Source organism: Priestia megaterium NBRC 15308 = ATCC 14581, from assembly GCF_000832985.1.
Lineage (GTDB): Bacteria > Bacillota > Bacilli > Bacillales > Bacillaceae_H > Priestia > Priestia megaterium.
In genome coordinates this window covers 4,264,591-4,279,413 of record NZ_CP009920.1, presented here as the reverse complement: position 1 = coordinate 4,279,413, position 14,823 = coordinate 4,264,591, and the positions used below count along the sequence as shown (strand labels likewise).

Genomic DNA, 14,823 nt, shown 5'->3' with positions numbered 1-14,823 from the left:
TCAAAGTGACCCATCATTTAAATAAAAACAGAAGCATATATAATATGGAAGCAAGGGCAGAAGAAATAGCTAAACTTGAGATAAAACGAACGAGTCTTTTTTTAATGAACTGCGTTAATTCGATTTCTCTTACTTGGGTTTTTTCATTTTGCATACAATAATCCCTTCTTTAATTAAAATTTCCTAGTAGCTAGAAGTTGCTACTCGCAGAATATACTTTTATGTATTGTATGCATGCGTTAAAAAAAAGATACAAAACGAACAAAAAAGCTACTCTTAGCTAGAGTAGCTTTCATCTTTCCATACATCTGCTTCAATTACTGCATCCGCTCGAATCGAATATGTATAACAAGGGCCTGTAACCATCAGCGTATTCGACTGCAGCGAGACTTTATCAATCGTCACTCGTTCATACCTTTGAATATGTCCTGCTTCATAGACGTGAAGTGTTACTGGATGATGCTCCGAGTAACTGTTCATAATGACATTTTCAATATGCTCAATCTTTTCTTTTCTCAACCCTAAAGGCTGCTTATGCGCATCGGGACTGTACATTTTCTTCATTTTCTCTAAATGCTCGGGCATTACTAACTTCGCATACTGTTTTAATTCATCTTGATACACGTTCATTCTCCCCCTTGACTCTTGCTTCTATTTTACCGAACGAACATTCTCATTGCAAAACTTTTTAATCAAAATAAAAGCAAACAATTCATTCTTTCATACTCCATAAAAACTGTCAAAAGATTTTATGTTAATAGCAGAAACTGATTTTAAAAAAATAATGATATCCCATCTTTAATTCGGTCTCTAGAGTTGGTATAATACATTGTCATGACTGTGTTTTCGGAGCTTTTGATGATTGGAGGTAACGTTCATGATTAATAAAATAAAAGAAATTATCCTCATTATTCTAGGGAGCCTCATTTTCGCACTGGCCATTAATTACTTTGCTATTCCAAATGAATTAGCAGAAGGCGGCGTAACCGGTGTAACAATGATTACCTATTATGTATTAGGCTGGTCTCCGGGTATCACAAACTTTATATTAAACGGTTTGCTGGTACTGATCGGATACAAATTGCTTCACAAACGTGTGATTGCTTACACAATTATATGTATTATTTTTACATCTCTATTCCTACATATAACTGAAGGACTGGGAAATCCTCTTGACGATACGCTACTGGGAGCTATTTTTGCTGGTATTTTAGCTGGTGTAGGACTCGGACTTGTGTTTAGAGGTGGCGGAACTTCCGGAGGCTCTGCAGTTATTGCCCGCTTAGCTAATCAATATCTAGACTGGAATATTAGCAAAACGATGCTGGCAATTGATTTATTAGTTGTAGCAAGCGCTTATTTTGTCATCGGTGGAGAAAAGACGATGTATACGGTTATTTCTCTTTACATCGGAACGAAGGTGCTTGATTATATCATTGAAGGACTCAACCCTCGCAAAGCAATCACTATTATTTCACACCGTTCAGCTGAAGTAGCCGAACAAGTCAATAAAAAGATGCAACGCGGCGTCACTGTCTTTTCTGCTCATGGAAGCTATACAAAAGAAGCAAAAGACGTATTGTACGTAGTTGTGAACAAACAAGAACTGCTAGAATTAAAGCGTATTATTCATAAAGTCGACGAACAAGCTTTTGTGGTCGTACACGATGTGCGCGACGTCTTTGGAGTAGGTTTTACCATTCCAAAAGCCGGCTGAAAACCCGCTATAAAAAAGCGGGTTTTTTCTATTATATATGTTTGCGCTGAAAATACAGTAAACCTGCTGCTCCAAAAAGCAGAAAGCTGCTTATAACAACTGCTAGGAAGTTCTGTGTAGTCAGCATCAACCCCCATGATGCTTTTCCCGTTACACCTAACATTCCATACATTGGCTGAGTCCATGGGTACCAGGGACCAAATCGTTCAGAATTAGCAACGAATAAATTCGGTAGTGTTAAAATGACATTGACTGTTAAAGATGCTCCAAAGCTAGAAAGTGCCATTGACACAGCTAGCATAAACGCTAGAATTGGCAACACTGCAACCCAGCCGCCTAGCATATTTCCAGCTATCATTTTTAGTGGAATAGCATTCGGATAGCCTTTCAACATGCCAACTCCTAATAAAACAACAAATACAAGCACTTGAAGAATTCCCATGAAAGCTGCTGATGTGATCAATTTTGCTCCGTATACGGATGTTCTTGTCACAGGAAGAGATAGTAATTGCTTCCACCCTCCGGCTTCGTGTTCATACCGACAGATGAACGATGTTACTAACCCGCCAATTAACGGATAAAACAGTAAGCCGTGAACATTGGCAATCAAAGCATCTGCCATTAACCATTTCATCCTCCCGTTTGGCATTGCCTGATCACCTACAAAAAGGATAGCAGCAATAAGAATGGGACTAACAAAAAGGTAAGTCCAGGCTTTTGTTTTAAACAATTTAAACCATTCTATCTTGCATAATTGCCACAACATTTAGGCCACATCCTTTTTGATAAAGTGAAGAGCACCTGCAGCATATAAAAAAACGCCGATAATTACACCTGTTATCATATACGTATTCCGATAATCGGAAAACACTAGCATTGGCCATTGCCAGAAAAACCAGCTCGGCAATTCTCTCATACCACTCATTGTCCCACTCATCACAATACCTAGTGCCAGAGAACGGCTTTGATTTTTAAAAAGCATAGATAGCCATATTTGAATAGCCACAAACGGAATAGCCGAAAAAAACGGATAAAAGGTATAAACAAAAAGAGTTTTCCAAGAAGGAGGCAGACCAAATCCTAACCACCACCCTAGCCCAATTATACCGATTAATAGAACAGCAGAAGCGATAAGTAGCATAAACATAACTACTACAAATTTTGCTGTATAAACACTCAGTCTGCTCACAGGTAAGCTCAGCAACTGCTTCCATGAGCTTCTATGATATTCAATATGTGCTACATTTGAAGCAAGAATCGTTCCTCCCAGTAAAAAAGCTATTGGAAGCGTGATGTTTAGTTCATGCAAAAGACCTTCCCACACGTTCGGGTTTTGCTGAATTAAATATTCATATCGAACGCTATAATCAACTAGCGTTAAGCCAATTACACCCGCTGGACCTAAAAATAGTAAAAACCGGAGCCATTTTCTTTTTAACTTTATACACTCAGCCTGCAGTATTTTTGTGAACATATCCATTCTCCTCACTCGTCAGCTTTAAAAAGATATCTTCTAATGATTTCGATTTTTCTTCAACTCGGTAGATTGAGACATTTTCTTGCACAAGCTGATAAACAAGATGGGCCACTTGCTCATGATCAATATAATCTAAAAGAAGACTGTGTTTATCGATAGTAGGTACAAACCCATTTGCTAATAGTATTGTTTTAGCCTTTTCTATCTCTCCCGTTGTAAATGCCACTTGATGCTTAGCCTTTTTGCGAAGCGATTCAATCGATCCATTAAATAGCATCTTTCCTTTTGTAATAATACCTACTTGAGTCGCTAGATGGTCGATTTCATAGAGTAAATGACTTGAAATCAATACGGTAACTCCGTTTTTCCCTGGCATTTCTTTAATTAATGAACGAATTTCTTGAATTCCTGCAGGATCCAGTCCGTTGGTTGGTTCGTCTAAGATTAATAAACGAGGATTTCCGAGGAGTGCAGAAGCAATGCCAAGCCGCTGTTTCATCCCAAGAGAAAAGCCTTTGACTGGACGATTTGCTTCTTTTGTTAATTTTACAATATTTAGTACTTCATCCACTCTGTTTTTAGATACACCTAGTATTTTGCGAAGTACCTCTAGATTTTCTCTCGCAGTTAAATGCGCATAATAGGAAGGGCTCTCTACAAGTGAACCTATCTTTTTTAAGGCTTGAATATGCTGCCTGTGATTTTTTATTCTTTCTCCAAACAGCTCAATTTCCCCGCTCGTTGGCTTCATTAGCCCGAGCAGCATTCGGATCGTTGTCGTCTTCCCTGCTCCATTGGGTCCTAAAAACCCGTAGATTTCTCCTTCTTTAATGGATAAATTCACTTCATTTACAGCTTCTGCTCCTTTAAATACTTTTATCAGCTGAATCGTTTTAACAATTTCCACTTTTATCACCTCTCCTTTACTATAAACAGCTAAAGTTAAGAGGAAGGAAAAGAAAGGTTAAAATTCGTTTAAAAAAGCGTGTGAATTAATCACTCGCTTTGTACACAATTTGAATATCCGTTCCATGTTTTGTAGAATGAATTGACCACGTTAACCCCATTTCTTTAATCATCGCATCCACAATCGCTAGACCTACACCGTTTTGCTTCGTATGGCTATTCTTGTTAAAGCCTGACCCTTTATCAGAAATGGTGAGAGAAGATAAATCATGCTCTTGAACAAGGCGAAAGCCAATAAAGTTACCTTCTTTGGCATGACGAATGACATTTTGACATAAATTATCTATTATTCTTTCTAACCACTGAACATCTCCGCGCCAATATATAGACTGAGAAGGCAGTTGAATATCCACTTCCATATTCTCTTCTTCAAATAGTGGATACCATTGTGCAATGCTTTTTCTAAGAAATCGAGCCATATCAACTTCCTCTTCCCGATATGGATATTTTCTATTTAACAGCAGCGTATAGGAAAATAAATTATCTATTAAATCACTAACAAATTCTACTTTCGTATCAATTACCTCAAGAGATTGTTGAACGTTCAAGGCCATTTCTTCGTTTTTCATCTGATAAATATGAGTTCGAACAGTCGTGAGCGGTGTTCGTAAGTCATGCGATAGACTCATAATTAAGTCTTGTCGCAGCTGTTCTTCTTGCTGCTCTCGGTCCCGGCTTTCATGAAGCTGTTTAACCATTTGATTAAACGATTGTTCTAGCTGGCCAATTTCATCCGTGGACTCAGATACAACAGGTAAAGGAATTCCTTGCTCGTCTTTGTTGTTCATAGCAGCTTGTAACGCTCGCAGCCTTTTTCGAATTCGAAGAAAAAAGAATAGAGAAAGTACAATAAAAGAAAGCACAATGATAAAAACAAATCCTAAATAAATATTATAGTAGGCTGGGTCTAGCCTTTGAATAGGAGGCTCAACGGCTTTTTCCGGCACTTCAATGACCATAAAACCTTGCTTTTTATCTGTTCCAATAAAGGTAATAACCGTATACGGATCGTTTCCGTATCGTTTTTTGATAAATTCAGCCGTATAAGAAGATGACCATTGCTTCGGAAGGGATTCATGGTAAGGAAGCGGAAGCTGTGTTTGTCCAGCTTCGTTTACCCAGAACATTGAAGCTTCAGGGTATTTTTCTTTTAATAATTTTAGCTTTTGATTAATTGTTTTCTCATTTGCTCCTTCTAGCTTTTTGGCTTCTTGATTCCATATTTGTTCGTAGTAGCTTTTTCCTTTATACTCTTCATTTAATAATCCTTGAATATGCATAAAAGGAACGGTGATCAGCCATGAGCCTGCAAAAAATGATACAGGTATAATTAGTACAGCTGCAATCATAATTAAGATATATTTCGTGATAAGAGACTGTGTAACATTCATTGCTTCACCCTGTACCCAATCCCTCGTATTGTTTCAATAATTTCAGGCTTAGCTGCATTTTTCTCCAATTTTTCTCGCAAATAGCGAATATGTACCATTAATGTTTTATCTCCTTCTATATAACGCTCTTTCCATACCCCTTCATAAATTTGTTCTTTTGTTAAAATTTGATTTAAATGCTGAAGGAAATAAGTAAAAATATGAAATTGCTTACCTGTTAAACTAATTTCTTCACTTGTCTCTCTGTTCATCACGCGATAGTCTCTCATCGAAATATGCAAATGTTTTAAAATAAGCTCTTCTTTCTTTCTTGAAAATCTTCTTAACAATACTTCAAGCCTTGCAAGCAGCTCTTCTGGATGAAACGGCTTTGTGACATAGTCATCGGCAAACTCTAGTCCCATGATCTTATCTTCTAGAGCTGTACGAGCTGAAAGCATTAAAATTGGGACATCAGGTGCTAGTTTTTTAAGCTTTTTTCCCACTGTAAATCCATCTAACCCAGGAAGCATTACATCTAAAATGACAATATCCGCTTGTTTAATAAACCGACTGGCGATATCTCCTGATTGTAACCAAGTAACTTCATAGTTTTGCTTTTTAAGCTCATTTTGAATCATTAATCCAATTTCTTCATTGTCTTCAATGTATAAAACGTGATTCATATGCACACCCCCCTTTACTTCTTTTTCCATTTTATCGAATTCTTCTTAGCAGTAAAAGACAAAAAAGCTAAAAGGCATCGCCTTTTAGCTTTTTTCTTTACACGTCCATTTAATTAACAGACCGCAGTGCGTTAATCCTCCTCCAAACCCATAAAGAATAAGGAGGTCATTACCCTGTACTTTTCCTGTCATTATTCCTTCGTTTAAAGCAAGCGGAATAGAAGCTGAAGATGTATTTCCGCAGTATTGCACACTCGTTAACGTTTTATCCATTGAAACACCTGTTTTAGCACAAATAGCTTCAATCATTCGAAGGTTTGCACTATGCGGAATAAACCAATTTACATCAGAAAGAGAAATGGAAGTATTCTTTAATAATGCTTCTACTCCTTTTGGAATCGTTCGGACAGCAAAGCGGTATACTTCACGCCCGTTTTGAACTAAATTCCCGCTCGAATTAATTTCTTTTCCTGAAAGAGTATTAGATAAGTTAGAACGATATAAATTCACCCCTCCGCTTCCGTCCGTTCCGTAGTGACATCCTAAGAAACTCGGATTATGCTCATCGTACTCTACAAGCATAGCTCCCGCTCCGTCACCAAACAGCACGCATGTGGCCCGGTCCGTATAATCTGTAATTTTCGACATGACTTCAGCACCAATAACTAAAATCTTTTTATGCAATCCCGACGTCACTAGGCCGTTCGCCACATGAAGGCCATATGTAAAACCGGCGCATGCGGCACCTAGATCAAATGCAGCAGCTTGATCAATATGAAAGTAATCTTGAATCTGACATGCTACGCTAGGAAAAAAGTGATCTGGCGTTGTTGTCGAAACAATAATTGCATCTACATCTTCTATTTCTACAGCATATCGGTTAAGCAAATTTTCAACGGCTCGAATGGCAAGCGTAGACGTGTATTCGCCTTCACCAGCAATTCGTCGTTCTTTCATTCCGGTACGCTGTACAATCCATTCGTCACTTGTATCAACCATTTCTTTTAAATGGTCGTTCGTTAATTTTTGCTTTGGTGTATATATCCCCATTCCTGTGATTCTAGCTTTTGATTGCATCATTTCTCCACCTCAAATCAGTTGATACTTAATTATAACACCTACTTTTAATATCTGGTACTAATTTATTGTTAGATAAAAAGCGCAAAGGCATACCTTTACGCTTTTTATTAAATAGAATAATCTTCTGGAATAAATACTTTTAGCTGCTTAGGCTTTACATACACCTTCTCTCCCACTTGAAGACTGAGGACTTTATAGTGCTCTTTGCTCAATTCAGCTTCTAAAAATTCTTCTGCATCTTCTCTTTTTAATTCAACTTGCACGATAGCCCCTATCACATGAATATGGCTAACGGTTGCAGAAACAGCATCTGCGCTTGTTTTTACCTTTTCAAGGTGAATATCATGAGGTCGTACATACCCAACAGCTGCTTCTTCATTCCTTCCGTTAAATTCTGGAACATCCATTTCAAAGCTTCCTTGTTTTAGTCTGCCTTTATGAATGCGGCCCTTGAATAAATTGACGTTTCCTAAAAAATCGTACACAAATGGACTGTTAGGATGATCATATACTTCTTCAGGACTTCCAATCTGCTCAATTTTCCCGTTGTTCATCACAACAATACGATCAGCTACATCCAAGGCTTCTTCTTGATCATGCGTAACGAAAATACTCGTAATATGAAAATCATTATGCAATTTACGCAGCCATCTGCGCAAATCCTTGCGAACTTTTGCATCCAGAGCGCCAAAAGGTTCATCTAATAGCAGTACTTTCGGTTCTACTGCTAACGCTCGAGCAAGAGCTACTCGCTGGCGCTGTCCGCCCGATAATTGAGAGGGATAGCGATTTGCAAGCAGCTCTAGTTTAACAAGCTGCAGCAGCTCGGTTACTTTCTTGGTAATGTCTGTTTTAGAAGGCCTTGTTTTTTTAGGTCGTACTTTTAAACCATACGCAATGTTATCAAACACAGTCATATGCCTGAACAAAGCATAGTGTTGAAAAACAAACCCTACATTCCGCTCTTTTGGATTTATGCGCGTAATTTCCTTTCCATCAAATAAAACAGCTCCTTGATCAAGATGTTCAAGACCGGCAATGATACGAAGCAAAGATGTTTTTCCAGAACCGGACGGACCGAGTAAAGCTACTAATTCACCCGTTTGAATATCAATGTTAATAGAATCCAGCGCTTTAAAATCACCAAAGTTCTTTGATACGTGCTTAATATGGATACTCATTTCATAAGCTCCTTCCTTTTTAAATATGTTTGACTTTCCACTCAATAATATTTTTTATAATTAATGTAAAAATAGCTAAAATTGACATTAAAGATGCTACCGCAAACGCTGCTGCAAATTGATATTCATTGTAGAGAATTTCAATATGAAGAGGCATCGTATTTGTCATTCCTCGAATGTGCCCAGACACAACGGAAACAGCTCCAAACTCCCCAATCGCCCGCGCATTACATAAAATAATGCCATATAATAAGCCCCATTTAATATTAGGTAACGTCACTAGAAAAAAAGTTTTGAAACCGCTGGCTCCTAACGTTAACGACGCTTCTTCTTCGGCTGACCCTTGAGCTTGCATGAGTGGAATCAATTCTTTGGCAACAAACGGAAGCGTTACAAAAAGCGTAGCTAATATAATACCGGGAATAGCAAATACAATTTTGATGTCGTGATTAAACAACCATTCTCCGAATAACCCTTGTGCACCAAATAATAAAATAAAAACCAATCCAGCAATAATAGGTGAAACAGCAAACGGCAAATCAATAAGCGTAATTAAAATATTCTTTCCTTTAAAATCAAACTTTGTAATTAACCATGCGGCTACCACGCCGAAAACGGCATTTAAAGGAACAGTAATAAGCACCACAATTAGCGTTAGTTTAATAGCAGCCAAAGCATCCGGATTTGTAATCGCAGCGAGATACGTTTCCAACCCTTTTTGAAAAGCTGTCATAAAAATGGTGATGAGCGGGAGCACTAAGAATAGAGCTAAAAAAGCCAGTGCAATAAATGTAAGCAGCCACTGGACGACTTTGGGCTCTTTTAAACTAGAATGATTAAGTTTAACAGTCGTTTTTGCATGCTGCATTGGAACATGTCCTGCCAATGTCATCCCTCCTTAACTATGTACAAATTTACGATTTGTCCACCATTGAATAATATTAATAAGTAATAACAGAAAAAATGATACAACGAGCATGACTGATGCAATAGCAGTAGCGCCCGCATAATCGTACTGCTCGAGTTTTGTCATAATAATAAGCGGCGTAATTTCAGTTTTCATCGGCATATTTCCAGCAATAAAAACAACTGACCCGTATTCTCCAAGCGCTCTTGCGAATGAAAGAGAAAAGCCTGTTAAAATAGCAGGCACCAGCTCTGGAAAAATAACTTTTCTGAATGTTTGCATTCGGCTGGCTCCTAAACTAGCCGATGCTTCTTCGATCTCTGCATTAAAGTTTTGCAATACTGGCTGCACCATTCGGACAACAAACGGCAGACCAATAAACGTCAGAGCGATAATAATTCCGATAGGCGTAAATGCGATTTTAAACGTAAATAATTGACCAATCCATCCTTTCGGAACGTAAAGAGTGGTCAAGGCAATGCCGGCAACAGCCGTTGGTAAAGCAAACGGCAAATCTACAAGTCCATCAATAAACCTCTTTCCGGGAAAATGATATCTCACTAATACCCATGCAATAATAGTTCCAAAAATAACATTAATAATCCCTGCTGCAAATGCTGCTCCAAAACTTAATTTATATGATGCTACTACTCTAGAGTCTGTAACAGTTTTAATAAAGTCGCTCCATCCCATAGATGCCGTATTTAGAAAAATCATCGCTAACGGAAAAAGCACAAGGATACTTGCATAAAACACCGTAAAACCTAAAGAAAGCCCAAATCCAGGTAAGATACTTTCCTTTTTCTTCTGTCGTTGTAACACGCTCACGTCTTACACCTCTCTCTGCTTTCAAGATACATGTACACAGAAGATACGAATTACCATTCGTATCTTCCTCATTTATTTTTTTTAATGCATCATATTACTTTGGCTGATAAATCTGATCGAATGTTCCTCCATCGTTAAAATGAGTTTCTTGAGCTTTTTTCCAGCCGCCAAAATCTTTAATGGTGACTAGGTTAAGAGAAGGAAATTGATCTTTGTGTTTCTCTAATACTTTTTCATTTCGAGGACGATAGTAATTTTCCGCTGCGATTTCCTGACCTTTTTCTGTATATAGATATTTTAAGTATGCTTTTGCTACCTTTGTTGTGCCTTTCTTTTCAGCTACTTTATCTACTACAGCAACAGGCGGTTCTGCTAAAATACTCAATGACGGTGTTACAATTTCAAATTTATCTTTTCCTAGCTCATTTAACGATAAGTAAGCTTCATTTTCCCATGCAATTAACACGTCTCCAATGCCCCGTTCTACAAACGTAGTTGTCGCTCCGCGTGCGCCTGAGTCTAACACTTCGACATTTCCATAAAGTTTACCCATGAAGTCTTCAACCTTTTTGTTATCTCCGTTATATTTATTCTTCGCGTATGCCCAAGCCGCTAAATAATTCCAGCGTGCGCCTCCAGACGTTTTTGGATTTGGTGTAATAACGGATGTACCTTTTTTCGTTAAATCATCCCAATCTTTAATTCCCTTTGGATTTCCTTTACGAACTAAAAAAACAATTGTTGATGTGTATGGTGTAGAATTATGAGCCAATTCTTTTTCCCAGTCTTTGTTTAATAATTGGCGAGTTTGAGCAATTTCATCAATATCGTATGCAAGCGCAAGCGTTACGACATCCGCTTCTAAACCGTCAATAACTGCCCGGCCTTGCTTACCAGAGCCACCGTGTGATTGCTTGATAGTAACGTCTTGCCCTGTTTTATCTTTCCAATAAGATGCAAAGCTCTTATTGAACTCCTGATAAAGCTCACGTGTAGGATCATATGAAACGTTTAAAAGCTCTACTGGTTTTTTTGAATCGTTTTTACTCGCAGAACTATCTTTCCCTGCTGTTTCAGTAGATTTCCCATTGCCGCAACCTGCTAGCACGACCAGCAGTGCCGTTAGCACCATTAAAAACTGAACTGCTTTTTTCTTCATGTTTTACTCCCCTTTTTATAAAAAAATACAAAAAGGCCGCTATCTCTTTGAAAAGAGAAGCAGCCTTCAGTTAGTCTGATCAGCGTATATGCTCTTAAATTATTCTTATTAAATTTATTCGTAAGAATAAAAAGAAGATACTTTCTGAAAAGACAATTTATTCTTGTTTTTATAATAAACACACTTTACCTATTAGTCAACTGGGTTTTTAATCTTTTTTACACTTATTTTAGTTCTTTTTACGTACTTTCCTTACTTACTGCGTGCCAGATACTCTTTTTCTAAGTCAGAGAGTGTAAGTTCAAAAAGATGATGGTTTTCTTTTTTGTAAATCCCTTTTTTCAGTAACTCTTCAATGAGGTATTGTTTTCTTTGCCGCACCGCTGCTCGTAATAAATTTTCCATCTTTTCTCCTCCTATTATATTAATTTAAGAATAAAAAAAGACTCCTAACACAGGTCAGAAGCCTTCGGTAATCCGGTCAGCACAGGAATGAAACTGTCAGATTTTCATAATTTTAAAAAGTATAAAGCTGCTGCTTTAGAAGCTTTATACTTCTCATCGTCATACTCATACAACCTATAACTCAATTTTAATTCGAAAAATTCTAAATATTCTACCGGAAAGAAAGTCAATTTTAATTCGAATACGCACGTTTTCTATATTTAGCACAGTACTTGCTTGCCCCGCCGTCAAGCATTCGCTAGCTAGGCTGGCCCTTCAGTTTCTCTAAATACGTATTTAATTAGGCTTATTTGTGGCTTGCTACTTTGCTTTTAGCTAAAAAGCGGTTTTTTTCCGTGCTGTCCACTTGAGTAATTTGTCCATCGTGAAGAGTAATTAGTACAGATCCATAGTTGATTTCAGTTAGTAATTTAACAATATAATCTAATTTTTCTTGTGTAATTGAAGCCATTTTATCATTCTCCTATTCATAGATAAATTTATATTTTAGTTGCAGTTGAATAAACAAAGCGAACAACATCTATAAGTACTTGTATAATGTGCAGAAGATAAATACATGGTAATCCTCCCCATATGTTCAGTTGAAGATTGAGATTTTAATGACCACAACTAATGTACAGAAAAGGCCCACACTAGTAGCGAACAAGTATGAGCCTTCGGTTGACCGATCAGCTTCTTTAGCATCCCAATTTTTTCAAAAGATTTATACTATCTATATTATTTACACTTTACCTATATGTCAAGTAGGGATTAAAAAAATAAATAGATATTATTAATTTTTTTTATATCTTTGACCTAATAAAAAAGACTCATCTGCATGAACTTACACAGACGAGTCTTTTTTAGCCCTATTTTTTTGGATAGGCAAGGTTACCGTAAAAATGCTTCCTTGTTCTTTTTTGCTTTCAACACGTACTGCGCCCTCATGCAGCCGAACAATTTTTTTTGTAATGGCTAGACCGAGGCCGCTTCCTTTTAACGTTCTCGATTTATCTACTTTATAAAAGCTTTCAAAAATATATTTTTGATCTTCTTCGGCAATACCAATTCCATTATCCTTTATTTTCACGTCTATTTCCTCGTTTTTTTGATGAATAGATATTTTCACAAATCCATTTTCAGGCGTATATTTAATAGCATTTGTTACTAAATTCAGCCAAACTTGCTCTAACAAATCTTTATCTGCTTCTATTTGAACATTGGATAAATCAAGGTCAATTTCTATGTTCTTTTTTGTCCACTGAGGTTCTAAAGCCATGACCACATGCCTGATTTGTTCATCTAACCGGTATTGCTGCAGCATTAGCGTTTGATGTTCAGAGTCTAGAGAAGCAAGCTTTAGCAAATTGGAACTAAGCTGAGAAAGTCTTGTACTTTCTTTTTCAATAATGGTTAAATATTGTATCTTTTTATCTTCACTGACGATATCATCTTTAAGTGCCGCTGAAAAACCGCGAATAGAGGTCAGCGGTGATTGAATCTCATGCGAAACGCTAGCAATAAACTCTTGCCTCATTGTTTCTATTTTGTTTAATTCTTTAGTCATTTGATTAAAATTTTTAGTTAACAGACCGATTTCATCATTCGCTGCGTGCTCGACTTGCACATTGTATTCGCCTTGTCCAACAACTTTCATCGCTGTACTGAGACGCTTAATCGGTTTAATAATAATCATTGAAACATATGCAAATAATACAATACCTACTAATAAAATCGTAATAAGCTGGATATTTTGAACATCTTGAATAACTGAAAATTGCCGCTGTGGATGAGACTGAATAAATAGAGCATACGACCGTCCATTTTCTTTAAAAGGAAGACCCACTACGTTTGGCTGTGGACGATCATCTTTTTCCTCGTTTAAATTAGAATAACGCTCCCCGTCTAATACTTGACCTACTTCTTTCGGTGTAATTGGAATAGGGGGTCCTGGCTGTCCTAATACTTTTTCTTTATGCTCATCATCAATAATAATAAACGAAAAATGAATGAATGATGAATTAGATAAAAACCTTGCAGCTTTGTCGGAGTCTTCTGCTCCGTACAAATCGATAAAATCTTCTCCCATCTTCACCATATCCTGACCTAATCGCATTTCGAGCTTCTGCTTGCTAAGAAATGTCGTGACGACAACGGTAATCACAACGCTCAATAAAATTGTAATGATGAACGACAGAACCAGCTTTACATAAATTGATTTCACATTAACACCCTTCTGCTCTATAGCCTAGTCCGCGAATTGTTTTGATTTCCATACCGACATTTTTCATATGATTAAGCCTCTCTCGCAGACGTTTTATGTGAACGTCTACCGTGCGCTCATCGCCTTCATAATCATATCCCCAAATTAATTGAATAAGCTGATCACGAGTAAAAATCTTTCCTGGAGAACTAACTAACGTGAACAGTAATTCAAACTCTTTTAACGGCAGCTGTTCGCTTGTTTCTCCTGCACTCATCTCCAATTTGGTACGGTCTAGTTTTATATTCCCCATATAGATTACATTGTTAGCTTCTACTTGGTACCTGCGTAAAAGAGCCTTTACACGAGCAACCATTTCCTGAGGATCAAAAGGCTTCACAACATAGTCGTCTGTTCCGATATCAAATCCTTTTAGCTTATCATGCGATTCGCCTCTAGCTGTTACCATTAAAACCGGTATATCAAAATACTCCTTAATTTCCTTTGTTAGTTCCCATCCGTCTTTAAATGGCATCATGATATCAACGACCGCTAGATCAATTCGAAACTCTTCCATTTTCGCCCACGCTTCTTCACCATCTGCTGCTTTTATAATTTTGAATCCTTGATTTTCTAAATATAATGATATCAGCTCTCGAATGTGTTGATCATCATCTGCAACTAATATTTGAATCATACATGTCTCTCCCTATTCCTAAGTTTGTCCAGCTTTTACGCACAGTAAGCTCTCTGTTTATAGTAAACAGAGAGCCGCATAAGATCATACAATGATTTTAGACTTCAA

At 37.3% G+C, this 14,823-nt stretch carries 17 protein-coding genes; 1 reads left to right on the top strand and 16 read right to left on the bottom strand.

Going from position 1 to position 14,823, the window contains the following annotated elements:
* Nucleotides 1-13 precede the first annotated feature (13 nt).
* Nucleotides 14-154 (bottom strand): hypothetical protein, encoded by a 141-nt coding sequence (locus BG04_RS31110; RefSeq protein WP_013056833.1) that lies wholly within the window; start codon nt 152-154, stop codon nt 14-16.
* A gap of 122 nt (nt 155-276) precedes the next feature.
* Nucleotides 277-630 carry a YolD-like family protein gene (locus BG04_RS21920; protein WP_034652559.1) on the bottom strand — a complete coding sequence of 118 codons (354 nt, stop codon included), beginning with the start codon at nt 628-630 and terminating at the stop codon, nt 277-279.
* A 247-nt stretch (nt 631-877) separates the two neighbouring features.
* Between BG04_RS21920 and BG04_RS21915 the strand changes: the two genes are divergently transcribed.
* The gene (locus tag BG04_RS21915; RefSeq protein ID WP_034652562.1) at nt 878-1,717 is read left to right on the top strand and encodes a YitT family protein; all 840 of its coding nucleotides are present in this window, start codon (nt 878-880) and stop codon (nt 1,715-1,717) included.
* A gap of 31 nt (nt 1,718-1,748) precedes the next feature.
* Here BG04_RS21915 and BG04_RS21910 read toward each other — a convergent pair whose 3' ends face one another.
* From BG04_RS21910 to BG04_RS21850, 14 genes are all read right to left on the bottom strand, one after another.
* Nucleotides 1,749-2,483, bottom strand: a complete 735-nt coding sequence (locus BG04_RS21910; protein WP_034652565.1) for an ABC transporter permease — start codon at nt 2,481-2,483, stop codon at nt 1,749-1,751.
* The gene (locus BG04_RS21905; RefSeq protein ID WP_034652567.1) at nt 2,484-3,191 is read right to left on the bottom strand and encodes an ABC transporter permease; all 708 of its coding nucleotides are present in this window, start codon (nt 3,189-3,191) and stop codon (nt 2,484-2,486) included. It lies immediately after the preceding gene.
* Nucleotides 3,166-4,101, bottom strand: a complete 936-nt coding sequence (locus BG04_RS21900; protein ID WP_016763926.1) for an ABC transporter ATP-binding protein — start codon at nt 4,099-4,101, stop codon at nt 3,166-3,168. The genes BG04_RS21905 and BG04_RS21900 overlap by 26 nt, the downstream gene beginning before the upstream one ends.
* Before the next feature lie 85 nt (nt 4,102-4,186).
* Nucleotides 4,187-5,551 (bottom strand): sensor histidine kinase, encoded by a 1,365-nt coding sequence (locus tag BG04_RS21895; protein WP_034652569.1) that lies wholly within the window; start codon nt 5,549-5,551, stop codon nt 4,187-4,189.
* Nucleotides 5,548-6,216 (bottom strand): response regulator transcription factor, encoded by a 669-nt coding sequence (locus tag BG04_RS21890; RefSeq protein ID WP_016763924.1) that lies wholly within the window; start codon nt 6,214-6,216, stop codon nt 5,548-5,550. The genes BG04_RS21895 and BG04_RS21890 overlap by 4 nt, the downstream gene beginning before the upstream one ends.
* 84 nt (nt 6,217-6,300) lie before the next feature.
* Complete coding sequence (locus BG04_RS21885; protein ID WP_034652572.1) at nt 6,301-7,296, bottom strand: ketoacyl-ACP synthase III; 996 nt, start codon at nt 7,294-7,296, stop codon at nt 6,301-6,303.
* A gap of 107 nt (nt 7,297-7,403) precedes the next feature.
* The gene (locus BG04_RS21880; protein ID WP_034652575.1) at nt 7,404-8,477 is read right to left on the bottom strand and encodes a sulfate/molybdate ABC transporter ATP-binding protein; all 1,074 of its coding nucleotides are present in this window, start codon (nt 8,475-8,477) and stop codon (nt 7,404-7,406) included.
* 19 nt (nt 8,478-8,496) lie between these two features.
* The gene (gene cysW, locus BG04_RS21875) at nt 8,497-9,363 is read right to left on the bottom strand and encodes a sulfate ABC transporter permease subunit CysW (protein WP_034652577.1); all 867 of its coding nucleotides are present in this window, start codon (nt 9,361-9,363) and stop codon (nt 8,497-8,499) included.
* 12 nt (nt 9,364-9,375) lie between these two features.
* A complete protein-coding gene (gene cysT / locus BG04_RS21870) occupies nt 9,376-10,212 on the bottom strand; it encodes a sulfate ABC transporter permease subunit CysT (RefSeq protein ID WP_034652578.1) in 837 nt (278 codons plus the stop codon).
* A 94-nt stretch (nt 10,213-10,306) separates the two neighbouring features.
* On the bottom strand, nt 10,307-11,371 hold the full coding sequence (locus tag BG04_RS21865; protein WP_016763919.1) for a sulfate ABC transporter substrate-binding protein: 1,065 nt from the start codon (nt 11,369-11,371) through the stop codon (nt 10,307-10,309).
* Between the two features lie 252 nt (nt 11,372-11,623).
* Nucleotides 11,624-11,776, bottom strand: a complete 153-nt coding sequence (locus BG04_RS21860; RefSeq protein WP_034652581.1) for a Fur-regulated basic protein FbpA — start codon at nt 11,774-11,776, stop codon at nt 11,624-11,626.
* Between the two features lie 346 nt (nt 11,777-12,122).
* Nucleotides 12,123-12,287 carry a YezD family protein gene (locus BG04_RS29980; protein ID WP_013056824.1) on the bottom strand — a complete coding sequence of 55 codons (165 nt, stop codon included), beginning with the start codon at nt 12,285-12,287 and terminating at the stop codon, nt 12,123-12,125.
* Between the two features lie 372 nt (nt 12,288-12,659).
* Complete coding sequence (locus BG04_RS21855; protein ID WP_034652584.1) at nt 12,660-14,039, bottom strand: sensor histidine kinase; 1,380 nt, start codon at nt 14,037-14,039, stop codon at nt 12,660-12,662.
* Between the two features lies 1 nt (nt 14,040).
* Nucleotides 14,041-14,715, bottom strand: a complete 675-nt coding sequence (locus BG04_RS21850) for a response regulator transcription factor (RefSeq protein ID WP_034652587.1) — start codon at nt 14,713-14,715, stop codon at nt 14,041-14,043.
* Nucleotides 14,716-14,823: the final 108 nt, after the last annotated feature.